Origin of the sequence: Mycobacterium sp. (genome assembly GCF_032159775.1) — a bacterium.
Lineage (GTDB): Bacteria > Actinomycetota > Actinomycetes > Mycobacteriales > Mycobacteriaceae > Mycobacterium.
This window is the reverse complement of the sequence record NZ_JAVHWK010000139.1, coordinates 61,088-87,223: the sequence shown is the minus strand read 5'-3', so window position 1 is coordinate 87,223 and position 26,136 is coordinate 61,088. Positions and strand designations below refer to the sequence as shown.

The 26,136-nt window shown below is 66.4% G+C and carries 26 protein-coding genes; 17 read left to right on the top strand and 9 right to left on the bottom strand.

Features of this window, described 5'->3' with window-relative positions:
* Window positions 1-10 precede the first annotated feature (10 nt).
* Entirely contained in the window at window positions 11-688 is a 678-nt protein-coding gene (locus QOJ24_RS19025) for a DUF427 domain-containing protein (RefSeq protein WP_526263991.1), read from the bottom strand.
* 132 nt (window positions 689-820) lie between these two features.
* On the opposite strand from QOJ24_RS19025, the gene QOJ24_RS19020 reads away from it, so the two are divergent.
* Entirely contained in the window at window positions 821-2,251 is a 1,431-nt protein-coding gene (locus QOJ24_RS19020) for a WS/DGAT/MGAT family O-acyltransferase (protein WP_526263989.1), read from the top strand.
* Between the two features lies 1 nt (window position 2,252).
* On the opposite strand, the gene QOJ24_RS19015 is transcribed toward QOJ24_RS19020, so the two are convergent.
* Complete coding sequence (locus tag QOJ24_RS19015; RefSeq protein WP_526263987.1) at window positions 2,253-2,507, bottom strand: DUF2631 domain-containing protein; 255 nt, start codon at window positions 2,505-2,507, stop codon at window positions 2,253-2,255.
* An 80-nt stretch (window positions 2,508-2,587) separates the two neighbouring features.
* Between QOJ24_RS19015 and QOJ24_RS19010 the strand changes: the two genes are divergently transcribed.
* On the top strand, window positions 2,588-3,421 hold the full coding sequence (locus QOJ24_RS19010) for a mycofactocin-coupled SDR family oxidoreductase (RefSeq protein ID WP_526263985.1): 834 nt from the start codon (window positions 2,588-2,590) through the stop codon (window positions 3,419-3,421).
* Here QOJ24_RS19010 and QOJ24_RS19005 read toward each other — a convergent pair.
* Entirely contained in the window at window positions 3,414-4,706 is a 1,293-nt protein-coding gene (locus QOJ24_RS19005; RefSeq protein WP_526263984.1) for a cryptochrome/photolyase family protein, read from the bottom strand. The two genes, QOJ24_RS19010 and QOJ24_RS19005, sit on opposite strands and share 8 nt — an antisense overlap.
* Window positions 4,707-4,771: 65 nt before the next feature.
* On the opposite strand from QOJ24_RS19005, the gene QOJ24_RS19000 reads away from it, so the two are divergent.
* Genes QOJ24_RS19000 through QOJ24_RS18990 form a run of 3 tightly spaced genes read left to right on the top strand, consistent with a single transcriptional unit; the run spans window position 4,772 to window position 7,001 of the window.
* On the top strand, window positions 4,772-5,638 hold the full coding sequence (locus QOJ24_RS19000) for a TIGR03619 family F420-dependent LLM class oxidoreductase (protein WP_526263982.1): 867 nt from the start codon (window positions 4,772-4,774) through the stop codon (window positions 5,636-5,638).
* 58 nt (window positions 5,639-5,696) lie between these two features.
* Window positions 5,697-6,170, top strand: coding sequence for a histidine kinase (locus QOJ24_RS18995; RefSeq protein WP_526263980.1), 474 nt, complete (start codon window positions 5,697-5,699; stop codon window positions 6,168-6,170).
* A gap of 24 nt (window positions 6,171-6,194) precedes the next feature.
* The gene (locus tag QOJ24_RS18990) at window positions 6,195-7,001 is read left to right on the top strand and encodes a DUF4097 family beta strand repeat-containing protein (RefSeq protein ID WP_526263978.1); all 807 of its coding nucleotides are present in this window, start codon (window positions 6,195-6,197) and stop codon (window positions 6,999-7,001) included.
* Here QOJ24_RS18990 and QOJ24_RS18985 read toward each other — a convergent pair.
* The gene (locus QOJ24_RS18985; RefSeq protein ID WP_526263976.1) at window positions 6,998-7,441 is read right to left on the bottom strand and encodes a nitroreductase family deazaflavin-dependent oxidoreductase; all 444 of its coding nucleotides are present in this window, start codon (window positions 7,439-7,441) and stop codon (window positions 6,998-7,000) included. The genes QOJ24_RS18990 and QOJ24_RS18985 overlap by 4 nt on opposite strands.
* A gap of 12 nt (window positions 7,442-7,453) precedes the next feature.
* Window positions 7,454-8,296, bottom strand: coding sequence for an NmrA family NAD(P)-binding protein (locus QOJ24_RS18980; protein ID WP_526263974.1), 843 nt, complete (start codon window positions 8,294-8,296; stop codon window positions 7,454-7,456).
* 81 nt (window positions 8,297-8,377) lie between these two features.
* Here QOJ24_RS18980 and sigI point away from each other — a divergent pair, with 81 nt between their 5' ends.
* Window positions 8,378-9,235, top strand: a complete 858-nt coding sequence (gene sigI, locus QOJ24_RS18975) for an RNA polymerase sigma factor SigI (RefSeq protein ID WP_526263972.1) — start codon at window positions 8,378-8,380, stop codon at window positions 9,233-9,235.
* A 39-nt stretch (window positions 9,236-9,274) separates the two neighbouring features.
* Here sigI and QOJ24_RS18970 read toward each other — a convergent pair whose 3' ends face one another.
* The 3 genes from QOJ24_RS18970 to QOJ24_RS18960 all read right to left on the bottom strand — a co-directional run bounded on the left by QOJ24_RS18970 (window position 9,275) and on the right by QOJ24_RS18960 (window position 12,519).
* Complete coding sequence (locus QOJ24_RS18970; protein WP_526263970.1) at window positions 9,275-9,859, bottom strand: fasciclin domain-containing protein; 585 nt, start codon at window positions 9,857-9,859, stop codon at window positions 9,275-9,277.
* A 112-nt stretch (window positions 9,860-9,971) separates the two neighbouring features.
* Window positions 9,972-11,723 carry a cytochrome c biogenesis protein DipZ gene (locus tag QOJ24_RS18965; protein ID WP_526263968.1) on the bottom strand — a complete coding sequence of 584 codons (1,752 nt, stop codon included), beginning with the start codon at window positions 11,721-11,723 and terminating at the stop codon, window positions 9,972-9,974.
* A 121-nt stretch (window positions 11,724-11,844) separates the two neighbouring features.
* The gene (locus QOJ24_RS18960) at window positions 11,845-12,519 is read right to left on the bottom strand and encodes a fasciclin domain-containing protein (RefSeq protein WP_526263966.1); all 675 of its coding nucleotides are present in this window, start codon (window positions 12,517-12,519) and stop codon (window positions 11,845-11,847) included.
* A gap of 162 nt (window positions 12,520-12,681) precedes the next feature.
* Between QOJ24_RS18960 and dxr the strand changes: the two genes are divergently transcribed.
* The 11 genes from dxr to QOJ24_RS18905 all read left to right on the top strand — a co-directional run bounded on the left by dxr (window position 12,682) and on the right by QOJ24_RS18905 (window position 24,393).
* A complete protein-coding gene (gene dxr, locus QOJ24_RS18955) occupies window positions 12,682-13,845 on the top strand; it encodes a 1-deoxy-D-xylulose-5-phosphate reductoisomerase (protein WP_526264024.1) in 1,164 nt (387 codons plus the stop codon).
* Window positions 13,842-15,068, top strand: a complete 1,227-nt coding sequence (locus tag QOJ24_RS18950) for a M50 family metallopeptidase (RefSeq protein WP_526263964.1) — start codon at window positions 13,842-13,844, stop codon at window positions 15,066-15,068. The genes dxr and QOJ24_RS18950 overlap by 4 nt, the downstream gene beginning before the upstream one ends.
* Before the next feature lie 10 nt (window positions 15,069-15,078).
* The gene (gene ispG, locus QOJ24_RS18945) at window positions 15,079-16,254 is read left to right on the top strand and encodes a flavodoxin-dependent (E)-4-hydroxy-3-methylbut-2-enyl-diphosphate synthase (protein ID WP_526263963.1); all 1,176 of its coding nucleotides are present in this window, start codon (window positions 15,079-15,081) and stop codon (window positions 16,252-16,254) included.
* A gap of 54 nt (window positions 16,255-16,308) precedes the next feature.
* On the top strand, window positions 16,309-17,163 hold the full coding sequence (locus tag QOJ24_RS18940) for a GNAT family N-acetyltransferase (RefSeq protein WP_526263961.1): 855 nt from the start codon (window positions 16,309-16,311) through the stop codon (window positions 17,161-17,163).
* Window positions 17,164-17,199: 36 nt separating this feature from the next.
* Window positions 17,200-17,859: a GNAT family N-acetyltransferase gene (locus QOJ24_RS18935; RefSeq protein WP_526263959.1), complete on the top strand. Its 660-nt coding sequence runs from the start codon at window positions 17,200-17,202 to the stop codon at window positions 17,857-17,859.
* A 182-nt stretch (window positions 17,860-18,041) separates the two neighbouring features.
* Entirely contained in the window at window positions 18,042-19,859 is a 1,818-nt protein-coding gene (locus QOJ24_RS18930; RefSeq protein WP_526263957.1) for a penicillin-binding transpeptidase domain-containing protein, read from the top strand.
* A gap of 275 nt (window positions 19,860-20,134) precedes the next feature.
* The gene (locus QOJ24_RS18925; RefSeq protein ID WP_526263955.1) at window positions 20,135-20,719 is read left to right on the top strand and encodes a DUF1707 domain-containing protein; all 585 of its coding nucleotides are present in this window, start codon (window positions 20,135-20,137) and stop codon (window positions 20,717-20,719) included.
* Between the two features lie 16 nt (window positions 20,720-20,735).
* Window positions 20,736-21,593, top strand: coding sequence for a type I methionyl aminopeptidase (map, locus tag QOJ24_RS18920; protein ID WP_526263953.1), 858 nt, complete (start codon window positions 20,736-20,738; stop codon window positions 21,591-21,593).
* A 4-nt stretch (window positions 21,594-21,597) separates the two neighbouring features.
* On the top strand, window positions 21,598-23,085 hold the full coding sequence (locus QOJ24_RS18915; protein WP_526263951.1) for a cobyric acid synthase: 1,488 nt from the start codon (window positions 21,598-21,600) through the stop codon (window positions 23,083-23,085).
* 9 nt (window positions 23,086-23,094) lie between these two features.
* Complete coding sequence (locus QOJ24_RS18910; RefSeq protein WP_526263949.1) at window positions 23,095-23,766, top strand: hypothetical protein; 672 nt, start codon at window positions 23,095-23,097, stop codon at window positions 23,764-23,766.
* 63 nt (window positions 23,767-23,829) lie between these two features.
* Window positions 23,830-24,393: an alpha/beta fold hydrolase gene (locus QOJ24_RS18905; RefSeq protein WP_526263948.1), complete on the top strand. Its 564-nt coding sequence runs from the start codon at window positions 23,830-23,832 to the stop codon at window positions 24,391-24,393.
* 6 nt (window positions 24,394-24,399) lie between these two features.
* On the opposite strand, the gene ngg is transcribed toward QOJ24_RS18905, so the two are convergent.
* Window positions 24,400-26,094 carry an N-acetylglutaminylglutamine synthetase gene (gene ngg / locus QOJ24_RS18900; protein WP_526264022.1) on the bottom strand — a complete coding sequence of 565 codons (1,695 nt, stop codon included), beginning with the start codon at window positions 26,092-26,094 and terminating at the stop codon, window positions 24,400-24,402.
* Between the last annotated feature and the right edge of the window lie 42 nt (window positions 26,095-26,136).

The following is a 26,136-nucleotide window of genomic DNA, read 5'->3' as shown; positions in this document are numbered from 1 at the left end:
CGACGCCGCGTCATACTCCCGGCAGCTCGGCGACGACGTCCGCGCGGGCCGCGTCGAAGCTGAAACATCCCGTGATCGGCGAGGTTTCGGGCAACGGGTCGTCGTAGCTCCACGCAACGTCATCGACGACGGTGTCGCCGATGACTGCCGACCAGTACGTGGCGTAGCCCTTGTAGTTGCAATAGCTCGTCGTGGCCGAACGACGAAGCAGGTCGGTGCGCACATGCGCCGGGTCGACATAGAGCACGGGTGCCAGCGCAGTTTCGAAAACCACGATGGTGTCGGAGGTGTCGACCAGAGTGGCGCCCGCCACGACGATCCGGAGTGCACGGTGTGTCGGGCGGCAATCGACCCGGTGGTACGGGTTCGGCGGGTAGTGGACAAGCCTGCGGCCCTCCTCGATCCACGTGTCCACCGCGTCCCACGGCACCTGGACGTAGCCCGGCGCCTCCGCTACCGGATCGTGTGGCAGCTCGCCCACCTCAGCGGCGGGAAATGCGAAGTTCAGAGGTCGACCAGCGCGATGCACCAGCAGCGCCTGCTCGGTGTCGATGACCACGACACCGTCGCGCAATGCCTGGACACGTCGCGGGTGCGGTTCGACCAACACCACGCCGTCGGGCAACGGGGGCGAAAACCAGCCCGCCGGGTCCTTTCCGAGTGGACCGCGTCCGGTCACGAGGCTCATCGTCACAGCTTGACAAAGCCGGAGCCGACCGCCACGCCTCGGGGTGGACTTTCCCCGAAGTCGCCTGCCGCGACGACAGAAGGGGTGCAATGGCGGGTACTCAAGTCGGGTCGTCGACGAAGTGGGGTGGGCGTGAAGCGACTCAATGGTGTGGACGCGTTGATGCTGTACACGGAGACGCCGGCAATACACATGCACACGCTGAAGATCGGCGTGCTGGATGTGTCCGATGTCGGCGGGTACGACTTCGACCTGTTTCGTGCCGTGGCGTTCCCTCGGCTGCAGGCGATGGCGCCGCTTCGCTATCAACTCGTCGACATCCCGTTGAAGCTGCATCACCCGATGTGGGTGCTCAACGACCACATCGACTTCGACTACCACGTGCGCCAGGCTCGTGTGCCGGCGCCGGGTGGCCGCCGCGAGCTGGATCAGCTGATCGGCGAGATCGCCAGCACCCCACTTGACCGCAGTCGTCCCCTCTGGGAGATGTACGTCGCTGAAGGGCTGGCCGACAACCGCATCGCGATCATCCACAAGGTGCACCACGTGCTGGCCGACGGTGTGGCGTCGGCCAACCAGATGGCGATGGCGATGGCGACGGACGGACCGACCGGGGTGGTCGGAATGTTCGAGGAGCCCGACATCGCACGGACCGGGCCTGCGCTTCTGAAGGCGGCCGCACGCGACCATGTCGGGTTGGTCCGCAAGCTGCCGCGGCTGGTGAATGAAACCGCGACCGGGGTGTCCCGGGTCCGCCGGCGGTCCAAGGAGCGCGGCGCGCATCCCGACCTCGCCCGCAACTTCGCGCCGCCGGACTGCTTCATCAACCACAAGGTCACCCCGGGGCGCCGGTTCGCGACGGCGCCGCTGTCACTAACCGACGTCAGGGAGACCGGCAAGCAGCTCGGCGTCACGATCAACGACATGGTGTTGGCGATGGCGGCCGGAGCGCTGCGCACGCTGCTGCTGCGGTACGACGGCGCCGCCGACGCGCCGCTGATCGCCGGCGTGCCGGTCAGCACCAACCCGTCGCGGGACCGGCTGGCGGGCAACGAGTTCACCTACATGACGCCTTCGCTGGCCGTCCACATCGACGACCCGCTGGAGCGGGTCAGGCTGGCGTCGGCGGCGTCCGGTATCGCCAAAGAGAACAACCAGCTGCTGGGGCCGGCGGTGCTGCCCGCGTGGATGTCCTATCTTCCGCCGTCGCTTGCGCCGTCTTTCTTCCGCGCGCAGGCCAGGCTGCTCCAGTCGGCGAGCGTCTTCAATCTGACCGTTTCCAACGTCCCCGGACCGCGTGAGCGCGGCAACATCGAAGGCGCGACGGTCAGCGAGATCTATTCGGTCGGGCCGGTGGTCAGTGGCAGCGGGATGAACATCACCGTCTGGAGCTATGTCGACCAGTTGGCCATCTCGGTCCTCACCGACGACCGCACGCTCGACGATCCGCACGAGGCGACCGACGCAATGCTCGAGGCGTTCAACGAGATCAGGACGGCGGCCGGCATCACCGGCGATCTGAGACCGGTCGGTTCGGCACTGCCGGTGGCCGCGGCGATCTGAGCTAGCGGGTCCAGCCGCGGCGGCGCAGCCACCAGTCGCGCGCCACGACGCCGAGGATCACGAGCGCAAAGGCGACCAGGAAGATGTCTTCGACCTTCCCGACGTGGTTGCCGCGCAGCATCGCCAGTATGAACAGGGCGGATACGATGCCGCCGATCTGGATCCACTTGTGGTTCTCTTTCGACCAGCCCCATGCCGCCGATGGCACATCTTCGACGTCGACACCGTCTGTCTTGTCCAACTCGGTGCTCACCACGGCTGCTCCTCACGGTCGGGCCTAGCGCTCCCGACATTCTGACACAGGGTCTACTACGCGCCACCGTAGTGTGGTGCGGCATGGCAGGACAGTTCGAGGGCAAGGTCGCTTTCATCACGGGCGCGGCGCGCGGCCAGGGCCGCTGCCACGCGGTTCGGTTCGCCGAGGAGGGCGCCGACATCATCGCGCTCGATCTGTGCGAACAGATCGACAGCGTCGCCTATCCGATGTCGAGCCGCGAAGATCTGGACGAGACGATCAACCTGGTCGAGAAGACGGGCAGGCGCATCGTCGCCGAGCAGGCCGATGTCCGAGACTTCGAACGGGTGAAAACGGTCGTTGCCCACGGCGTCGCCGAACTCGGCAGGCTGGACTTCGTCATCGCCAACGCAGGCATCTTCCCGGCGGCGGGTCAGCAGCGGCTGGATATCGCGGCCTTCGTCGACGCCGTCGATGTGAACCTGAAAGGCGTCTACTACTCGATCGAGGCGGCGCTTCCCGAACTGCTGCGCCACGGCGACGGCGGCGCTGTCATCATCACGAGTTCCGCGGCGGGGTTCAAGTCCGTCAGCACGACATTCGACACCATGAGTCACGGCGCTGCGGGATACACCGCCTCCAAGCACGGGGCCATCGGCGTGATGCGTCACTACGCGACATCGTTGGCGGAGAAGAACATTCGCGTCAACTCGGTACATCCTGGTGGTGTCGCGACGCCGATGATCATCAACGAGGCGATGGGGCTACTGATTGGCGACCAACCCGAGTTCGGCAAAGCGCAGCAGCCGAAACTGTCGATGCCGCCGATGGATCCGGCTGAGGTCACCGACGCGATCGTCTACTTCTGCAGCCACTCCGGTCGACACCTCACCGGAGTCGCCCTGCCGCTGGACGGCGGCCTCACGCTCAAGTGATCGCGCTGTAGCGGCGTAACGCCTCGGCCCGCTCGGCCTTGTGGTCGACGATCGGGTCGGGATAGTCATCGGTGCCCAACTCGGGAATCCAGCGCCGCACGTAAACGCCCTCGGGATCGAACTTTTCGCCCTGCGTCGTCGGGTTGAACACCCGGAAGTACGGGGCGGCATCGGTCCCCGTGCCCGCCGCCCACTGCCAGCCGTGCTGGTTGTTGGCCATGTCGCCGTCAACCAGTTGCTCGAGGAACCAGCGCGCGCCCCACTGCCACGGCAGGTGCAGATCCTTGACCAGAAACGACGCCACGATCATCCGCACCCGGTTGTGCATCCAGCCGGTCTCGGAGAGTTGGCGCATGCCCGCGTCCACGATGGGGTAGCCCGTCCTGCCCGCTTTCCAAGCCTCGAAGGACTTTTTCGCCTCGGCGTCTTCGTTGACCTTCATCGTGTCGAAATTCTTGTTCCAGTTCCACCACACGCTGTCGGGCCACTCGTTGACCACCGCGGCATAGAAGTCGCGAAAAGCCAACTCGCGCAGGTACGCCTGCGCGCCCTTGCCGCTGCCCAGGTCGGTGACCATGGTGCGGGGGTGAATGGTGCCGAACTTCAGGTGTGCCGACATCCGGCTGGTGGCAGGCAGATCGGGCCGATTGCGGTCGTCGGCATAGCCCGCGAGATCGTCGCTCACGAACGACTTCCACTGCTGCAGTGCGGCCTTCTCACCCGCGGGCAGATCGAGTTCGACTCCCAGGTCCGGTATTTCGACGCGGTCCATGAGGCCGGCCGGATCGATCCACTTCGCCGACGTCGGGCCCGACTTCGCCGGCGACCGCCAGCCGTGTTTGCGCCATGCGTCGAAGAATGGGGTGAACACCTTGTAGGGTTCGCCGCTGTCCTTGACGACCCGGCCCGGCGAGACCAGATATGGCGATCCCGACGCTTCCAGCGGTATGCCGCCGAGGGCGTCGCGAACGGCGTCGTCGCGTCGGCGGCCGAACGGGGTGAAGTCGGCCGACACATGCACGGCTGTCGCGCCGACGGATTTGGCAAGCGCGGGAATTCGCGTGTGCGGCTGACCAGGAGTCACCATCAGCCTGCCGTCCAGTCCATCGCGCAGTTCACGCAGCGCGTCGTAGAGGTATTGCAGCCGTCGAGGCCCTGATGACGCCTTCAGCCGTGGGTCCAGCACGTAGCAAGCCAGCACCTCACCGTCCGACTCCGCCGCGTCCAGCAGGGCAGGCAAGTCACGCAGCCGCAAATCCCGCCTGAACCACAACAAAGTGGGCATGCCATTGATGCTGCCCGAATTTCCGGCTAAAGAAACAGGGGGCGTCGCTGACGGAAGGATGACGTATGCAGTTTTGGTCGGGGACCGCGTTCATGGACCCGCTGGAGGCGGTGCCGGTTGCCAGGATGCTCGACGAAGCCGGATACGACGGCATCCTGTGTTCCGACCACATGATCTATCCGCGTGAGCTGTCGTCGCCCTACCCCGACTCCGCGGACGGCAAGCCGGGATGGGAACCCGACACCGCGTGGCCCGATCCTTGGGTTCTCATCGGCGCGATGGCCGCGGTGACGAATCGGCTCCGGTTTTCCAACGCGATCTACGTCGCTCCCGCCCGACCGCTGCTCGAAGTGGCCAAGCTGGTGGCGACCGCCTCCGTGCTGTCGCATGGGCGGGTTTCCCTTGCGGCGGGCATCGGTTGGATGCGCGAGGAATACGAGCAGATGGGTCAGGACTTCGCCAACCGCGGCAGGCGGCTCGACGAGATGATCCCCGCCTTGCGAGAGCTGTGGCGAGGCGGCTGGGTGTCCTGGCAGGGCGAGTACTACCAAGTGCCCGAGATGATGGTCGAGCCGCATCCGCCTTCGCGCGTGCCGATTCTGTGCGGCGGGGAGTCCGAAGTGGCACTGCGTCGTGCGGCACGCCTCTGCGATGGCTGGGTCGGCTACGCCTACGGGTGGGACGAGTCCGTCGGGTACGCGACGCGGTTGACCGAGTTGCGCCGGGAGTACGGACGTGAGCAGGAGCCGTTCGAGATCGTCTTGGCACTCCTGGAGCCTCCTTCGGTCGACATGTACCGACGCGCCGAAGAGGCAGGCATCACCACGGTGATGTGCAGGCCGTGGCTGGGCCTCCAGCCCGGTGCGGGTGTCGAAAGCTACCGCGAGCCCATCGAACGGTTCGCCGAGGACTTCATCGAAAAGTGCAGGTAGAGGGTCGTGCACTGATGTGACACTTGCAGTGACACCACTATGGTGTCACCATGGTGCCATGGACTTGCAGCCCTACGTCGACCGGGTTCGTCACGAACTCGAGGTAGCGGCCGCCGCGGGCGGCCCGGACGCGGAATCACTCGCAGACAGACTGACCGCGCCGCTGGACTCAGCCATCCGCCTTGCGTTACTGGAGGCGCTGTCCGATGCGGCGCAGGAGATCACCCGCGAAATGGCGCCCGGGTCGGTCGATGTCCGATTGCGTGGCCGCGACCCCGAGTTCACCGTCAGCCCGGCAGTTCGGGACGAGCCCGAACCGATCGCGCCGGTGCCCGAAGCCGACGACGACGGGGGTACCTGGCGGGTGACGCTGCGGGTGCCCGAGAGCTTGAGGTCGCCCGTCGATGCGGCGGCGCGCGCCGAAGGGCTGTCGGTGAACGCGTGGCTGGTCCGCGCCGTCGCGTCCGCACTGGGTGGCAGACGGCATTCGCGAGCCAACACCGACAAACACTTCAGCGGCTGGGTCCGCTGACCACACAACGAAAAGGAGAACACGATGCCGACATTCGCGACACCGAATCCGATCACCGCCTTGGTCGAGACCGTCAGCGGTGCAGTCCATGTCGTCGCAACAGAGCGCGACGACACCGTGGTCACCGTCAGCCCGCAGGACCCGAGCCGGGCATCGGATGTCCGGATCGCCGACGCCGCGCGCGTCGACTTCGCGAACGGCACCCTCACGGTGTCCGCGGGTAAGCGGTTCATTGCACTGGGCCGCGGCGGCTCCGTTGTCGTCGACATCGAACTGCCGTCGCGCTCACGCCTCGAGGTGTCATCTGTGTCCGCGCGGGTGCGCGCCGAAGGCGCCTTCGGCGATTGCCGGTTCTCCACCGTGAGCGGGGATGCCAACGTGGAGTCCGTTACCGGGAATATCAAGGCGGACAGCGCTTCCGGCGGAGTCGCCATCGAGACGGTGGTCGGTGCGGCGGTCATGTCGACGGCGTCGGGCGACGGAACGGTGGGCGATCTCACCGGCGACGTCAAGTTCCGCGCCGCCAGCGGATCGCTTTCGGTCAGGCGGCTGCATGGCACGGTCAACGCGCAGACGGCATCCGGCGACGTTGCGGTGGCCGCCGCCGTCACCGGCGGAGTATCGGTGCAGACCGGTAGTGGCGACATCGAAATCGGGGTCGAGGAGGGCACCGCCGCCCGGCTCGACCTGAGGACGCATTCGGGCACCGTGCGCAACGAGCTGCGGCATGCCGACGGACCTGCAGACGGCGACGAAACGCTGACCGTGCACGTGAGGACCGGCTCCGGTGATGTTTCCGTGCAACGCTCGGCGGCAGTCGTTGCCGGTTAATCCGCCGGGTCGAACCGGAAGACCGCCAATTGGCCTGCGAGCGCCTCGAACTCGTCCGACGTCCCTTCACGTACCAGCCCCGAGCGTTTGGCGAAGCCGACGCCCACGGGAACCTGGCGCGGGAACTCGCGCAGTACCGGTCGTGACTCGTCGGCGTTGAGCTCCACGATCCTGATCTCCTGCGACTTGCGCCCTCGGGTCAGCGTGCCCGCACCCGCGGCCCGAGCGTTCGCCGCCCAGTCCGCTCCGGGATATCCGGCGACGGTGTACATGTCGCCGCGGTAGGTGAACGGTGTCATCGGTGTGCTGCGAGGCTTGCCGGTCTTTCTGCCGGGAACGGTCAGGATCATCGCAGGTCCGGTGTGGACGCCCAGCCGTTGCATCGCCTTGACGACGCGGTTCATCGACTTGAGGTACCGGGGAGGCCGAAGCTCTGACATGTGTTGTCTCCTTTACTCTTTGCCGAACTGTGCGCGCTGAGGCCGAATTGCGTCGCCGAAGGTCTGTGCCGGCCTGCCGAGGATCTTCTCCACCTCGTTGGTCACCAGCGCGGGCGTGGACACCGTCGTTTCGAGCAGTGCCATATACGCGTCGGCGAACTCCGCCGGGAACCCGATGTCGATGAAGCGCCTGCGCACGAGGTCGGGTGGCACCTCCTGATAGCGCAGCGGCCGATCGAGGACATCGCCGATCACGCCGACGAGCTCGGTGTTGGTGAGGGCCTGCGGACCGGTCAGCGCGACCTTGCGCCCCAGCAGATCGTCGCGCAGCAGTGCGTGCGCGGCCACCGCTGAGATGTCGGCGTCGACGATGGGCGCCGTCGAGGCCGACGCATAAGGGCCGCTGACCGTGTCGCCTGCCCTGATCTGCGGTGCCCACATGCCGATGAAATTGCTGGCGAACACGGTCGGCCGCAGGCTCACCCACTCCAGCTCCGAGTCGACGGCCTGCTGCTCGACTTCCTTGTTGCGGTCGCCGCGAAAGCGTGACGGCTGCCGCGAGAAGTCGTCGTCGGCATTGATGGCCGAGAGTGCGACAAGCCGTCTGACTCCTGCGCGGCGGGCGAGGTCGATGACCGTCGGGAGCTGGTCGCCGAGCGCCCGAGAATTGAGAAACACTGCGGCGGCGCCGTCGACGCCCGCGGCGGCCGATTCGACCACCTCGACGCCGGCAGGAAATCCCGCTGAACCGGGCTCACGGGTGACCGCGCGCACCTGCACTCCCGCGTGGGCCAGGTGTTCGACGAGAGGGCGGCCGACGTTGCCGGTTGCGCCCGTGACAAGAATTGCGTTCATGCAATCAAGGACGGTGCGACGATCGAGAAAGTTACGCGCGACTTGTCGTAACTTTTCGCGCGGCTGCTTCGTCGTATCTACATGAGCGGATCAGCCGCCGTGGAAGCGGCATGGCGCAGCCATCGCGCGTACCTGGTGAACCTCGCCTACCAGATGCTCGGCGACGTGGGCGAAGCGGAGGACATCGCGCAGGAGGCGTTCCTGCGGCTCTCGCGAACGGACCTCGAGGACATCGACGACGTCCGCGGCTGGCTCACCGTGGTCGCCGGGAGGCTGTGTCTCGACCAGCTGCGATCTGCCCGTGCCCGCCACGAAAGCCCCGAGAACGTCGAGTCGGACGACGGCATTGCGCCAACGGGACCGGACCCTGCCGACCGTGTCACGCTCGACGACGAAGTCCGCGAAGCGATGCTCGACCTGTTGCGGCGGCTGTCGCCGGGTGAGCGCGTGTCGTTCGTGCTGCACGATGTGTTCGGAATTCCGTTCGACGAAATCGCCGCAACGGTTGGCAGGCCGGTTGGCACCTGCCGTCAACTCGCCCGACGCGCACGCGGCAAGTTCACCGCCGCTGGGCCCAAGCTCACCGACGTCGCAGATGCCGAACATCAGCTCGTCACCGAGAAGTTCATCACCGCGTGCGCCAATGGAGACCTCGAGGGGTTGACCGCCGTGCTGGATCCGTCGGTGTGGGGGGTTGGCACCGTGGTCGGCGATGGGGCGCCGCCGCCGCAGGTCAATCACGGCCCGGGTGCCGTCGGCCGCAACCTGCTTCGCTATCTCGGGAATGGCGCAACGCTTGTCGGCGGACCGGTCGGCGAGCCGGTTCTGCTGGCCTTCGCCGGCCGGCGACTGTTCGCCGTCATCGTGCTCACCATGCACGACAACCGGGTGGTCAAGATCGAGGCAAGTGTCGATCCAACGGCAGCAGCCCGACCGTGATCGGTCGGGCTGCTCCGGCGTATTCTATTGTGAGTCAGCCTAATTCATAGGCGGCATCAGCACGGTGTCGATCATGTACACCTGTGCGTTGGCGGTCGAGACACCACCGCACACCACCGACGAGTCGTTGACTTTGAGGTTGCCGCCCATACCACTGACCGTCACATCGGCGCCCTGGACGGTCTTGTGTGTGCCCACTATCTGCGCCGGGCTGGTCTGGCCCGAAACCACGTGGTAGGTCAGGATGCTCGTGAGCAGATCGGAATCGGTCTTCAACTTCTCGATCGTCGCGGGGTCGAGCTTGGCGAATGCGTCATCGGTCGGTGCGAAGACGGTGAACTCGCCGCCGTTGAGGGTGTCGACCAGGTTGACGTTGGGGTTCAGCTGCCCCGAAACGGCCTTGGTCAACGTGGTCAGCATCGGGTTGTTCGATGCCGCAACCGCAACCGGATCCATCGCCATCCCTGCCACCGAACCGGGGCCTGTCGGTACCTTCTCCGCGTACGCGGTGCACGCGGGTCCAACCAGCTCGGCCGACGCCGTGCTGGCGGTGGTCAGTGACATACCCATCGCCGCTGCGGCGGCCAGGCCTGCCACCGCAACCGTCGTCTTGATGTTCTTCATCTGTTCTCCACTTCTCTGGACGAAAAGACGGCTGTAGCCGCCTCACCTCTTTGTGCGTTCACCAGTCATTCGGAGCCGGCGGGCCCGCGGATGGGTGACGGAGCACAAAGCCTCAGCCATATGTGAACGAAAATGCCTGCAGTCCCTTGCTCAGCCGCACTTCGAGCTCTCCGCGCGTGACAGCGTCACCGGACACCAGCAGGTGTGACGTCGGCGCGCCGCTGATCGGCACCGTCGTCGTCCTCCCGTTGCTCGTCACGGTCACATCGCCCACGCCGCCGACGACGATGTAGACGTTTTTCGCGTTGTATTTCAGCGCAATCCGCGAGTCGTCCGACTCGGCGGTCGCGCCCTGGAAGTCCAGCTTCCACCGGCCGCGGTAGCCGAACCGGTCGTCGGCGAGCCTCAGCGGGTAGGTGAAATCGGCGGTGCCCTCGCTGTAGGTGTCTGGACCGCCGTAGTTGACCATCTTGCCGACACCGAGGTACGTCTCGGGCGTCTGCCCGGCAGCAGGTGTCTCGTCGGCGGAATCACTCGGCCCGGGCAACTGCGCATCGGGATTCGCGTCCATCAGCAGTTCCCTGATCAGGCTCTCGGTCACGGCGTAGTCGCCCTCACCGAACTTGATGTGGCGCACGGTGCCGTTCGCATCGATCAGGTACTCGGCGGGCCAGTAGCGGTTGCGGTAGTTGGTCCACGTCGACAGCGTGTTGTCGAGGGCAACCGGGTACGTGATGCCCAGCTCGCCGGCGCCACTGGCGACGTTGGCTGCATCCTTCTCGAATGCGTACTCGGGGCTGTGCACACCGATGACCTCGAGGCCCATGCTCTGGTATTTGTCGTACCAGTCGACCACGTGAGGGATGGCGCGCTGGCAGTTGATGCACGAGTATGCCCAGAAATCGATCAAGACGACCTTGCCGCGCAACGACTTCAGGTCGACCGGAGCGCCGCCGGGGGTGTTCAGCCAGCCGGCAATGCCCTTGATGTCGGGTGCCATGCCACAACTTTCGAGCGCAGACGCACCGTTGCTGCAGTTCGACAGCTCGCGGTTCTGCTCGTTGACAAGGCCACCGAGGTTGAGCTTCTCCTGGATCTCATCGGAGGCGACGACCTTGGTTTGCAGACCGCTCGTGTAGTCGGGGATGGCCCGCTGCAATTTGTCGGGCACGTTGAAGACCAGCGCGACCGCGAACACCAGCATGACGATGCCGCCGGCGACGCGAATGCGCCGCTGATGGCGGCGGAAGGTGCCGACGCGCTCGGCGACTCGTTGCCCAGCCAGCGCGAAGAACAGCAGAGGGAGGGCGGCGCCGACGGCGAAGGAGATCGTCAACGCAACGGTGCCGAGGCCGATGGATCCCGTGGCACCGGCGACCACGATCGCGGCGAGCACCGGCCCGGCGCACGGCACATACAGCACGCCCAGCGCAAGACCGAGCCCGAAACCGCTTCTGCCTTCGCTCATTTGGAGTGCAGGAATCCGGCTGAAGGGCTTCTCGAGGATCTCCTCGAACCGGGGAAAGATCAACCCGAGGCCGATGACAGTCAGCGCGATGAGACCGGCCCACCTGATCGCGTCCTGCGGAAGATGCAGCAGCGACAGCAAGGACGTCCCGATCAGAGTGACCAGGCTGAAGCTGAGCACCAGCCCGCCGATCACCCGATACGGCCGCAGCCTCTCCGAAAGCGTGGGCGCTGTGCTGACGGCGACGGCGGTACCGCCGCCATCGGAGTCGGTGACCGACTCCGCGCGAGTGCTCTGCGCGCCGGAGAAGAAGATCACCGGCAGCACCGGCAGAATGCACGGCGAGACGCCCGTTATGAGGCCGCCGAGAAAGCCGATCAGCACAAGTGTGAACATGTCAGTCATTCGGAGTCACAAGGCATTTGGATGGGTCGCCATTCCTGCCGAGAAGACGTAAAAGGCCCCGACACTCGGCGTGTCGGGGACCTTTTGCGTCTGCTGGCGATAGGAACAGAACCTAGCTGGCAGGCGGCATCAGCACCGTGTCGATCATGTACACCTGTGCGTTGGCGGTCGAAACGCCGCCGCACACCAGACCGGCGTCATTCACCTTGAGTGCGTTGCCCTCTCCGGTGACGGTGACGTCGGCACCCTGCACTGTCTTGTGCGTGCCGACCACCTTTGCTGGGCTCGCCTGACCGGGCACGACGTGGTAGGTGAGGATGCTCGTCAGCAGATCGGAGTCCGTCTTGAGCTTCTCGATCGTCGCGGGGTCGATCTTGGCGAATGCGTCGTCGGTCGGCGCGAACACGGTGAATTCGCCGCCGTTGAGGGTGTCGATCAGGTTGACGTTCGGGTTGAGCTTGCCCGACAGCGCCTGGGTCAGCGTCTTCAGCATCGGGTTGTTGGACGCCGCCACCGTCACCGGGTCCTGCGCCATACCCGCCACCGAGCCCGGGCCCTCCGGCACCTGCTTGGCGTAGGCCGCACAGCCCGCGCCGATCAGGTTGGCCGCCGGATCGGCTGCCGCGGGAGTCATCGCAGGAGCCGAGGAGGTCGCTTCTGCGGACGTCGTCGCCTCCGATGAGCTGGAAGCGCTGGTCGAGCTGTCGTTGGAACACGCCGACAGGCCGAGGACGGCCATCGCCGCGATCGTGGCCGCCGTCAGTGTGCTGCGGTGAACATTTCTCATTGGTGCTTCGACTCCTTGATGACGGACGGGTAGTGCCGCCCATTGGCATGACATCCGACATTCGGCGTGACGGCGGTCACGGATGGCGTCGCGGCGCCGCCGTCAGATTCGGGTCACATTTCGCCGACGCGATGGGATCTGGCCTCGGCGCGGCACAATAGGATGGTGAGTAGCAGGCTGCGGGTGCTGATCCTGGGTAGTACCGGGTCCATCGGTACTCAGGCGCTCGATGTCATTGCGGCCAACCCCGACCGTTTCGAAGTGGTCGGCCTGGCCGCGGGCGGTGGGAACCCCGACCTGCTGACACGGCAGCGCTCGGAAACCGGCGTCACCAACATCGCGGTGGCCGACCCCGACGCGGCCGAGAAGGTCGGTGACGTGACCTACGCCGGCTCCGAGGCGGCCACTTCGCTCGTGGAGAACACCGACGCCGACGTCGTCCTCAATGCGCTCGTCGGCGCGCTGGGCCTTAAGCCGACGCTCGCCGCGCTGGCCAGCGGCGCGCGACTGGCACTTGCCAACAAGGAATCCCTGATCGCGGGCGGACCTCTGGTGCTCAAAGCCGCCAAACCGGGGCAGATCGTGCCCGTCGACTCCGAGCACTCGGCGATCGCCCAGTGCCTGAGGAGCGGAACAGCCGATGAGGTGGCCAAGATCGTGCTGACCGCCTCAGGCGGCCCGTTTCGCGGCTGGACCGCCGAGCGTCTCGAGGACGTCACCCCCGAGCAGGCCGGCGCGCATCCGACGTGGTCGATGGGCCCGATGAACACGCTGAACTCGGCATCGCTGGTCAACAAGGGCCTGGAACTGATCGAGACCCACCTGCTGTTCGGCGTCCCGTACGAGGCCATCGAGGTGGTGGTCCACCCGCAGTCGGTCGTGCACTCGATGGTCACGTTCGTCGACGGCTCGACGATCGCTCAGGCCAGCCCGCCGGACATGAAGCTGCCGATCGCACTGGCGCTCGGCTGGCCGTCGCGGGTGCCGGCCGCCGCGCTGGCCTGCGATTTCAGCACTGCGTCGACCTGGGACTTCGAGCCGCTGGACGCGTCGGTCTTCCCGGCGGTCGAGCTGGCCCGGGAAGCCGGCCGGCGTGGCGGCTGCCTGACCGCGGTGTACAACGCCGCGAACGAAGAGGCCGCGGCCGCGTTCCTCGACGGCCAGATCCGGTTCCCGACGATCGTGCGAACCATCGCCGACGTGCTGCACGCCGCAGACCAGTGGGCCGCCGAACCAGCTACCGTGGAAGAAGTACTCGACGCGCAACGCTGGGCCAGGGACAGGGCAAGGGGCGCGGTATCCCGGGAGGTAGTCAGCACCAAATGATGTGGGTCATCGGTGTGGCGCTGTTCGCGCTGGCCATTCTGGTGTCGGTGGCGCTGCACGAATGCGGGCACATGTGGGTGGCGCGCGCCACCGGGATGAAGGTGCGCCGCTACTTCGTCGGTTTCGGCCCGACGCTGTGGTCGACGCGTCGACCCAACAAACTCGGCTACACCGAGTACGGCGTCAAGGCGGTCCCGCTCGGTGGGTTCTGCGACATCGCGGGCATGACGTCGATCGACGAGATCGCGCCTGAAGACCGCCAGTACGCCATGTACAAGCAGAAGACGTGGAAGCGCGCTGCGGTCCTGTTGGCGGGGCCGGGCATGAATTTCATCGTCGGCCTCGTCATCCTCTACGGCATCGCGCTGCACTGGGGCTTTCCCAATCTGAAACCCGAGCCTGCCGCCTACGTCAGCCAAACCTCTTGTGTCGCACCGGCGATCAGCAAGGACAAGTACGCCCCGTGCGCGGGTGAAGGTCCTGCGGCCGCCGCAGGTATCAAGTCGGGCGACGTCATCGTCAAGGTGGGCAACACCGACGTGTCCAACCCCGACGAGATGGTCGCCGCGGTCCGCGAGGCCAGTGGCCCGACGCCGTTCGTCGTCGAACGCGACGGCAAACAGATCACCGCGGTCATCGACGTGGTGAAGACCCAGCGCTACACGTCAGACACCGCCACGGCGCCGTCGACAGTCGGCGCGGTCGGCGTCTCGGCCGCCGAGTTCGGGCCGGTCGAGTACACGCACTACAACCCCGTCACCGCGATCCCCGGCACGGTGGCGTTCACCGGCGACCTTGCGGTGGAACTGGGCAAGTCGCTGGCGAAGATCCCGACGAAGATCGGTGCACTGGTGCACTCGATCGGCGGCGGCGAACGGGACCCCGAGACGCCGATCAGCGTCGTCGGTGCCTCGATCATCGGCGGCGACGCCTTCGAGCGGGGGCTGTACCTCGCCTTCTGGTTCTTCTTGGCGCAGCTGAATTTCGTGCTCGGGGCGGTCAACCTGGTACCTCTGCTGCCGTTCGACGGCGGTCACATCGCGGTGGCCTTCTTCGAAAAGATCCGCAACCTGATCCGACGCTCCCGTGGTCTGGTGGCCGCGGCGCCGGTGAACTATCTCAAGCTGATGCCCGCCACCTACGTGATCCTGGTCTTCGTCGTCGGCTACATGGCGCTGACCGTCACCGCGGACTTCGTCAACCCGATCAGACCTTTCCAATAGGAGACATTCGATGACCTCCGGCTCTCCAATCGGCTTAGGCATGCCGGCGCCGCCGGCACCCACCTTGGCGCCGCGGCGAAAAACTCGTCAGCTGATGGTCGGCGACGTCGGTGTCGGCAGCGACTACCCCGTCGCAGTGCAGTCCATGTGCACCACCAAGACGCACGACGTGAATTCCACGCTGCAGCAGATCGCCGAGCTGACCGCATCCGGCTGCGACATAGTCCGGGTCGCGTGCCCGCGTCAGGAGGACGCCGACGCTCTGCCCGCGATCGCGAAGAAGGCGAACATCCCGGTGATCGCCGACATCCACTTCCAGCCGAAGTACATCTTCGCCGCGATCGACGCGGGCTGTGCCGCCGTGCGCGTCAATCCCGGCAACATCAAGGAGTTCGACGGCCGGGTCAAGGAGGTCGCCAAGGCCGCGGGTGCGGCGGGCATCCCGATACGCATCGGGGTCAACGCCGGCTCGCTCGACAAGCGCTTCATGGAGAAGTACGGCAAGGCGACGCCAGAGGCGTTGGTCGAGTCCGCGCTGTGGGAGGCATCGCTGTTCGAGGAGCACGGCTTCGGCGACATCAAGATCAGCGTCAAGCACAACGACCCGGTCGTCATGGTCGCCGCGTACGAACTTCTTGCCGAGCGGTGCGACTACCCGCTGCACCTCGGCGTCACCGAGGCAGGCCCGGCCTTCCAGGGCACGATCAAATCCGCCGTTGCGTTCGGCGCGCTGCTCTCCAAGGGCATCGGTGACACCATCCGGGTGTCGCTGTCCGCGCCGCCGATCGAAGAGGTCAAGGTCGGCAACCAGATCCTGGAGTCGCTGAATCTGCGTCCCCGCGGCCTGGAGATCGTGTCGTGTCCGTCGTGCGGGCGCGCTCAGGTCGACGTGTACACGCTGGCCAACGAGGTCACCGCGGGCCTCGAAGGAATGGAGATTCCGCTGCGCGTCGCCGTGATGGGATGCGTCGTCAACGGTCCCGGGGAAGCCCGCGAAGCCGACCTCGGCGTCGCGTCCGGCAACGGCAAGGGGCAGATTTTCGTCAAGGGTGAGGTCATCAAGACGGTCCCCGAGCACCTGATCGTCGAAACGCTCATCGAAGAGGCGATGCGGATCGCCAGCGAAACGGAAACGCAGCGGGGATCCGATGATCCCAGCGGTTCGCCGGTCGTCACCGTAAACTGAACGTGTTTCCTGTGACTGGAATCACCTCGACCTGAGGCCGCAGAAAGAGTCCCGATGTCGGCTCCACCCCTTTTCCGCTTCGTCGACGAGCGACGGGTCTCAGTGGTGCGCGACGCCGCCGCGGTACGCCAGGTGCTCGACGCCGATCCGGTCGGAAGCTGCATGGTGGCCTCCCGGGTGGCCGAGCACGGTGTCGACCCGGGTGCGATCGGCGGGGAACTGTGGTCACGGGGCAGCGCCACCGAGTCGCTGTGCTACGCCGGTGCGAACCTGATCCCGTTGCGGGGTGAGGCAAACGACCTGTACGCCTTCGCCGATAAGGCGGTCAGCGGGGCCAGGCGCTGCTCGTCGCTCGTCGGTCGCGCCGAGTTGGTGCTGCCGATGTGGCGCCGCCTCGAACACACCTGGGGTCCCGCCCGCGACGTCCGCGACCGGCAACCCCTGATGGCTCTGGCCACCGCCCCGCAGTGCCCCGTCGACCCGACGGTGCGTCCCGTGCGGATGGACGAACTCGACGCCTATCTGGTGGCCGCTGTCGACATGTTCATCGGCGAGGTGGGTATCGATCCGCGTCTGGGCGACGGTGGCCGAGGGTATCGGCGGCGGGTCGCTGGGCTGATCGCTGCGGGACGTGCATGGGCGCGCTTCGAGCGGGGGCGGGTGGTGTTCAAGGCCGAGGTCGGGTCGCAGTCGCCTGCCGTCGGGCAGATTCAGGGCGTGTGGGTGCATCCAGAATGCCGCGGCCGCGGGCTGGGCACGGCCGGTACCGCCACCCTCGCTGCGGCCGTGGTGCGCAGTGGACGCACCGCCAGCCTGTACGTCAACGACTTCAACACCGTGGCCCGCGCGACCTACCACCGCATCGGCTTCGCCGAAGTCGGCACCTTCGCCACCGTCCTCTTGGACTAGAGCGCGCGCACACCGCGGTTGGTTAGGCTTCACGCCATGACCGACGACGCGCAGAAGGCTGAACGCAGACAGATCGCCGACACGCTGGTCCGTGCGCTCGAACGACGCCATGAACTCCTCGACGTGATCGTGGATTCGGAGGACTACGACGCGGCCGTCGAGGCGATCGCCTCGATGCTGGAGACGACGCACGCGGGCGGTGAAGCGGTGCTCCGGCTGTCATTCGACCGGCTGACGAAAGTCTCGCGGCGGCGGATTCGCGACGAACTCACCGACCTCAACCAGGAGCTGAGCTTCATGGGGAAGCGGCAGGCAGCTCCAGGAGAGAGCCTGGCGCTTCGCCCGTTCTCCGCCGAGGTCGACAGGGACATCTTCGCCGCCCGCACCGACGACGTGCGCGCGGCCGGCGACGGGTCGGGCGCTCCGGCGGGCGATCTGGACGACGAGATCCGAGCCGCCGTGGGACGAGTGCATGCCGAAGAGGCGGTGTGGCTGGTGGCGCTCGACGGCCCCGACAAGGTCGGCATGGTGTTCGGCGAGCTGGCCAAAGGAGAGGTCAACGTTCGCATCTGGATCCACCCGACCTACCGCAAACACGGTTACGGCACTGCCGCCCTGCGCAAGTCGCGCTCGGAGATGGCGGCGTACTTCCCCGCAGTGCCACTGGTGGTGCGCGCACCAGCCGCGGGCGGCTGACTGACCGGCTTTCGCGACTCCGCGAAACTGCTGGGAGATCGCAGTGTCGGCTGAAATGGCGATCTCCCCGCAGTCTCGAGGAGTTCTATGGCCGGAGACCCCACCGCACTTTCCGCGAAATGTGGATGTCGTCTGTCGCGCCTCCGCCGATTTCTGGTCTCAGGTTCGTAACATTTGCCCCAATGGCAACTTTGTTCTCATCTGCAACACGGCTGACGAGCCTTCTCGCTGTCTTGGCGACATCTGCATCACTGGCTGCGTGCACCCCGAAACCAAACGGGCCGGCACCTGCCGCTGACGAATTCTTCGCGGCGCTGGCCAAGGGTGACACCGGCGGGGCGTCGCAGCTGACCGACCGACCCGAGGACGCCAGAGCCGCGCTCAACGAGGCGTGGGCCGGTCTGCAGGCAACCTCGCTAGATGCTCAGGTGCTCGGCTCCAAGTTCGCCGAGGACACCGGCACCGTCGCCTACCGCTACACCTGGCACCTGCCGAAGAATCGCACCTGGTCCTATGACGGTCAGCTGAGCATGGTGCGCAACGAGGGCAATTGGGAGGTGCGCTGGACCGCGACCGGCCTGCACCCGAAACTCGGTGAGCACCAGACGTTTGCGTTGCGTGCTGACGCACCGCGGCGCGCGTCGGTGAACGAGCGCAGTGGCACCGATGTGCTGGTGCCGGGCAACCTGTACCAGTTCGCGCTGGACGCGAAAGCGGCGGGCGCCTACCTGATGCAGACCGCGACGGCTGTCGTCGGTGCGCTGCAGCCCTTCGACAACACGTTGGATCCGCAGCGGCTCGCGGAGGAAGCGAGTTCGTCCCCAGGGCCGATGAACCTGATCACCCTGCGGCAATCCGACCGCGACCAGGTGGCCGCCGTCCTCGGGGAGCGCCCCGGTCTGGTCATCACGCCGCAGGCCGAATTGCTGCCCACAGACGATCATTTCGCGCCCGCCATCATCGGGGAGGTCAAGAAGGCGGTGGTGAACGATCTCGACGGGCAGGCAGGTTGGCGTGTGGTGAGCGTCAACCAGAACGGTGCGGACGTCGACGTTCTCAACGAGGTGCCGGGGGCACCCGCGCCGTCCGTCACCATCAGCCTGGACCGTGCCGTTCAGGACGCCGCGCAGAACGCCGTCAACGGGATCGGGGGCAGGAAGGCGATGATCGTCGCGATCAAGCCCTCGACCGGTGAGATCCTCGCCGTCGCACAGAATCCTGACGCTGACGTCGACGGCCCCACCGCGACGACGGGTCTGTACCCGCCGGGGTCGACGTTCAAGATCATCACGGCGGGCGCGGCCATCGAGCGCGACATGGCAACGCCCAATACACTTCTGGGCTGCCCGGGCACGGTCGACATCGGGCATCGGACCATTCCGAACTACGGCGGTTTCGATTTGGGCACGGTTCCGATGTCGCGTGCCTTCGCCAGTTCGTGCAACACCACCTTCGCCGAACTCGCCAGCCAGATGCCGCCGCGCGGCCTCACCCAGGCTGCCGCGCAATACGGCATCGGTCCCGACTACCAGATCGAAGGCATCAACACGGTGACCGGTTCGGTGCCGCCGACGGTCAACCTGGCCGAACGCACGGAGGATGGCTTCGGGCAGGGCAAGGTCTTGGTCAGCCCGTTCGGTATGGCCATGGCCGCGGCGACGGTCGCTGCAGGCAAAACCCCTGTGCCGCAACTGATTGAGGGCCGTCAGACCGCCGTAACCGGCGACCAGAGCCCAATCAGCCCGAAGATGCTCGACGGGCTGCGGCCGATGATGCAGCTGGTGGTCACCAACGGCACCGCCAAGGACATCAACGGGATGGGCGACGTGCGCGGCAAGACCGGTGAGGCCGAATTCGAGGGCGGCTCGCACTCCTGGTTCGCCGGCTACCGCGGTGACATGGCGTTCGCCGCGTTGATCGTCGGGGGTGGCAGCTCGGAATACGCGGTGCGGATGATGCGAGGAATGCTTGAAGGCCTGCCGCCGGATTACCTGGCCTGACGCCTAATTCAGCGGCTCGGTCGGAACGGCGTAGCGCTGTTGGTAGGCGCCGACCTGCTCGCGCAGTTGCTCGGCGTCCAGGCCGGTGTCGGCCCAGCCGGCTGCGTTCACGTTCGTTCTCGGCGTCGGCAGCCACGATGTTGGTGATATCGCCGATCATCTTCTGCACGAAGGCCCACGCTTCGACGGTCTTGGGAGCATGCGGGCTGTCGTGTGTCACGCTGAGTCAAGGTATCCGGCCGCCCACCACGTCGCGGCGGTATTTTGGAATGGCCATGACCGGGATCAACGAGCAATCAGCAGCGATGCGCATTTCGGACGCAGACCGCAACGGCACATTACGTCGCCTTCACAATGCCGTCGCCCTTGGCCTGATCGACATCGACGAGTTCGAGGAGCGCTCGGTGCTGGTGTCGCAGGCCCGGCTGCGCACGGATCTGGACACCCTGGTCGGCGACCTGCCGGGGCCCGGCGCCATCGTCACCTCGGCCACAGACCGGGTGGAGTTGCGAGGCGTGATGGGCTCGCTGAAGCGTCAGGGGGAGTGGACCGTGCCGACCCGACTGGCGTTGTATCGCCGGATGGGATCGGTCGAACTCGACCTCACCGGGGCCCGCTTCGCCGGTCCGATGGTCATCATCGAGCTGGACATGAAGTTCGGCGGGCTCGATTTGCGGCTGCCGGAGGGAGCCAGCGCGTCCATCGACGATGTCGAGGTCGTCGTCGGCAGCGCTGATGACCACCGCAAGGACGCACCGGCGGACGGAACGCCGCACGTCATCCTGACCGGAAAGGTGGTCTGCGGTTCGGTCGACATCCGCGGACCACGCAAATCGTGGTTCGGCCGCGACCGGCACTGACACGTATCCTGGCTTCATGCCTGTTCGCACCGCACTTCGCCCCGGCGTGGTGTCGCCAACCCTTCCGGTGCCCAATTCGATCGACCGGCCCGAGTACGCATGGAAGCCGACTGCTAAGGAGGGCACCGAGCCCTGGGTGCAGACGCCCGAGGTAATCGAGAAGATGCGGGTGGCGGGCCGGATCGCGGCGGGCGCACTCGCCGAGGCCGGTAAGGCCGTCGCACCGGGAATCACGACCGACGAACTCGACCGGATCGCACACGAGTACATGATCGACCATGGCGCCTACCCGTCGACGCTGGGTTACAAGGGCTATCCGAAGTCCTGCTGCACGTCGCTCAACGAGGTCATCTGCCACGGAATCCCGGATTCCACGGTCGTCGAGGACGGCGACATCGTCAACATCGACGTCACCGCCTACATCGACGGAGTGCACGGCGACACCAACGCGACGTTTCTTGCGGGCGACGTGTCCGAGGAACACCGTCTGCTCGTCGAGCGCACGCACGAGGCGACGATGCGTGCGATCAAGGCCGTTCGGCCCGGCCGCGCGCTGTCGGTGGTCGGACGGGTCATCGAATCGTATGCAAACCGCTTCGGCTACAACGTCGTTCGCGACTTCACCGGGCACGGCATCGGCACCACGTTCCACAACGGTCTTGTGGTGCTGCACTACGACCAGCCCGCTGTCGAGACGATCATCGAGCCCGGCATGACGTTCACCATCGAGCCGATGATCAACCTCGGTGCGCTGGACTACGAGATCTGGGACGACGACTGGACCGTCGTCAACACCGACGGCAAGTGGACCGCGCAGTTCGAGCACACGCTGGTGGTCACCGACGACGGCGCCGAGATCCTGACCCAGCTGTAGCGCCGTGGCCGGGGCGCTGCTGATCGCAGGAACGAGTTCGGACGCCGGTAAATCCATGGTGGTCGCCGGGCTGTGCCGGCTGCTGGCACGCAAAGGCATCACGGTCGCGCCGTTCAAGGCGCAGAACATGTCCAACAACTCGGTTGTCACCGTCGAGGGCGGCGAGATCGGCCGGGCGCAGGCGACGCAGGCGCGCGCGGCGGGACTTTCGCCAAGCGTCCGGTTCAACCCGATCCTTCTGAAGCCGGGCAGCGATCGCACATCGCAGTTGGTGGTGCGCGGCCACGTGGCGGGCTCTGTCGCGGCGGGAGACTATTTCAAGCACCGCGACGCACTCGCCGAGGTGGTGTCCGACGAATTGACCTCACTGCGAGCCGATTTCGATGCAGTCATCTGCGAGGGTGCTGGGTCACCTGCCGAGATCAACCTGCGGGCAACCGATCTGGCCAATATGGGGTTGGCGCGTGCGGCAGACCTGCCCGTCGTCCTGGTCGGCGATATCGACCGGGGCGGACTGCTTGCCCACCTGTTCGGCACGGTGTCGATCCTCGCGCCCGAGGACCAGGCACTCATCACGGGGTTTCTGGTCAACAAGTTTCGCGGCGATCCGGCGCTGCTCGCACCCGGGCTGACCCAGCTGGGAGAACTCACCGGACGGCCCACCTACGGCGTCGTGCCCTTCGATGACGGCTTATGGCTCGACACCGAGGATTCGGTGTCGGTGGTGGCTCATCGCGTAGTGGGCCAGCCGCAGCAGCCGGTCGGCGAGCAGTGGCTGCGGGTGGCCGCTATCCGGCTGCCCCGCATCTCGAACTCCACCGACGTGGAGGCGCTGGCCTGCGAGCCCGGGTTGTTGGTGCGCTGGGTGACCGACCCCGCCGACCTGCCCGACGCCGACGTCGTCGTCATTCCCGGCAGCAAGTCGACCGTGGCCGACCTGACCTGGCTGCGCGAACGCGGCCTGGCCGACGGCATCGCCGAGCACGCCCGGTCTGGGCTGCCCGTGCTGGGCATCTGCGGAGGGTTCCAGATGATGTGCCGCCACATCGATGACCGTGTCGAGTCGGGTGCGGGCGGGGTTGACGGCCTCGGCCTGCTCGATGCCGACATCGTATTCGCGCCCGAAAAGATTCTGCGCAGGCACGAGGTTCCGTTGCACGGCTACGAGATCCACCACGGCCAGGTGTCACGCTCCGTCGATGACGACTGGCTCGGCGTCGGACTGCGGCGTGGAGCGGTCTACGGCACACACTGGCACGGCCTGTTCGACAACGACGCGGTCCGGCGTCGCTGGCTCGCCGACGCCGCCGCGGCCGCGGGGCGGCACGGATTCACCGTCGCCGAAGACGTGGACGTGTCAGCTCGACGCGATTCCCAACTGGACCTGATGGCCGACCTACTGGCCGCCCACACCGATGTCGATGCGATCCTCGGGCTGCTGGAGGCCGGGCCGCCGCGCAGGCCGACGATCGTCAGCACGCTGCGTGGGTAGCCTTGGCCCATGATCCGACGCCGGCCGAGGGTGTCTGCGTTAGCGGTTCTCATGCTTGCCGCATTAACCGGTTGCGCCAACACGATCACGGGAATTGCGACGTGGCCCGGCGCCAAGCTGAGCGCGACGATGCTGACCGCTGCGGATTTCCCGCCGGGCGTGCAATACGACCCACTCATCGAGAAACCCGGACAACCCGACGGCCAAGGCGGGCCGCCGGCGATGCCGTCGCAACCGGAAGGTTGTTCCGACGGGCTGACACGGGTCATCGCGGCTGCGGCCGAACGGGGTGCGGGCAGCGCCGCGAAATACGTCGTCGGCTACGACGGTGCACGCATCGTGATGACCGTGCTGACGTGGAATCTGGATCTCGACAAGCTCGCCGCCACGGCAGACCGCTGCGCCCGCTACCAAACCTTCTTCGACCCGTCGTCGGAAGGCATTCCGATGACTACCACCAGGCTGACGACTCCCCGCCCCGACGCGCTGGTGTATCAGCAGACGATGGATCTCAGCGGAGCGAAAAGCAGCGTGTTCTTCTCATTCGAAAACGTCGACCAGATGGCGGTTTTCGGAATTGCCTTTCCGACACCGAACCCGACCATCACCGTCAAAGCCACGCTGCCACAAACGTTTCTGGAGATGAGCGGCAAACAAGCCGAACGGCTGCGTGACGGCTGACTGCCAGGTTAACTCCAGCGCAAAAACCGCCCGCCGACTGCTGACTGGCTGTAGCGTGACCAAATGCCTTCGACGATGGTCACCGTCGACGGTTTCCCTGTTCCTGTCGATGTCGCAGGCCCGGACAAGGGGTCCGTCGTAGTGCTGCTCGGCGCCGCACAGCAGGCGGCATCGGCGTACGACGCCGTCTGCGGCCGTCTGCACACCGCGTCGCTGCGGACGATCGTCGTCGGCCCGGATCCGCGGCTGACCGCCAAATCCGTCGTCGGCATCATGGACATGCTCGAGGTGCAGTGGGGCCTGCTGGTGGGCGATCGGATCGGCGGTGAGCTGGCGTGGGAGCTGGCCGCAACCCGACTCGACCGCTTCATCGGCCTTGTGGTGATCGACCGGGGTCATCCGCGCGTCGCCGACCAGTCCGGCGTGGTGCGCGACGAGCACTGCCCGCCCGTCGAGATGAACACCACAGCGCTGGTCAGCACACCCGCTGCCCGCGCGGTCGCGCGCGCCAGCCAACGCTACGTCTACGGCGACTTCCGGCTGGTCGATCTGCTCGGCCGGCGCAACGCGCAGGAGTCGACCGCGCAGCTGGCCGCCGAAATAGTGATGCGCACCAGCACGTGGTGACGGTTCTCAGGCGGGCGCCTCGGTAGGAGTCCACGCCTGGGGCACCGCCGGGGTGCCGGGGAACAGGTAGTCGACGAACGCCTTCGCCGTCGGCTGCGGCTCGTGGTTGGCAAGCCCGGGGCGCTCGTTGGCTTCGATGAAGGCGTACTCGGCCGCGGTGACGTCGGGCACCAGCAAATCGATGCCGGTGACCGGGATGCCGATCGCTTCGGCGGCCGCAATCGCGACGTCGCAGAGCGTCTGGTTCACCTCTGCGGTGACGTCGTGGATGGTGCCACCCTGGTGCAGGTTCGCCGTTCGGCGCACCCGCAGTCGCTCACCTTCTGGCAGCACGTCGTCGAAAGACCAGCCCGCCTCCTTGACGGTCCCCTCGGTGACCTCGTCGACGGGAATCTGAGATTCGCCGCCGGTCGCCGCGCTGCGCCGCCGACTCTGCACCTCGATCAGCTCCCGCACGGTGTGATGCCCGGTGCCGACGATTTCGGCGGGAATGCGCAGCGCGGCGGCGACGACCTTGCCGTCGATCACCACCAGCCGCAGATCGTCGCCGGGCGCACGCTGTTCAATCAACACCTCCGGGTGTTGCTCGCGCGCGCGAATCAGCGCCGCCTCCAGTTCGGCGCGGCCGTCCACCCCGACCGTGATGCCCTTGCCCTGCTCGCCCCTCGTCGGCTTCACCACGACGTCACCGACTTCCGCGACGAACGCGTGATCGTTCTCGTCGAAGGTCGCCAGCCGGCCTCTCGGCACGACGATTCCGGCCTCGGCCACCAGGCGTCTGGTCAACCGTTTGTCGTCGCACCTGCTCATCGCGACCGCGGAAGTGTACTCCGACAACGACTCTCGGGTGACGACGCTGCGGCCGCCGTGCGAAAGCCGCATTTCGCCGGCTTCGGCGTCGAGTACCTCGACCCAGATACCGCGCCGTATCGCTTCGTCGGCGATGATCCGCGCATACGGATTGAGATCGTCGACCGTTTCGGGTGGGTGGGTGAACAGCGGTTCGTTGATCGCGTTCTTCCGCTTGACCGCCAGCACCGGAACACGTTGAAAGCCGAGCTTCTCATAGAGGGCGATGGCTGCCGCGTTGTCATGGGCCACCGAGAGATCCATGTATGCGCGACCGCGTGCGCGGAATTCGTCGGCCAGCGCGCGGGTGAGCGCGGCGCCGACACCGGGCAGGCTTGACGTCGGGTCGACGGCCAGCGTCCACAGGCTCGAACCGTTCTCCGGGTCGGCGAACAATTTCTCGTGGTCGACGCCCGTCACCGTGCCCACGATGCTGCCGTCGTCGTCGCGTGCGGCGACCAGGTAGGTGACCGCATTGTTGTGCTGCTGATTGTCCCAGATGACGTCGACCGGGGCGGGCACCATTCCGCACTGCACATAAACCCGGTTGATCGTGTCGGCATCCTCCGGGCTGCCCAGGGGGCGAACGCTGAACCCGGACGGCGCAGGCGCGGGTTCGTCGTCCTCGGTGAACCGTAGCCGGTAGGTGTGGCTCGGATCGATGAAGAGTTCCGCGGGGGCCAGCGAGACCAGGACATGTGACTCGCGGGCGTAGATACAGATGTCTCGGCGGCCGTGCGTCTCGCCGCGCAAGACCTCCGCGAGGTGGTCGGCGTCGGCGAACGTCTGGCCGAAAAGTAATCGGCCCCAACCGAGTTCGAGCACCACATCGTCGGCCATCGCGTCGACCATGTGTGGGGGAGACGCATCGTGCAGCCCGAGGGTGATCGCCTC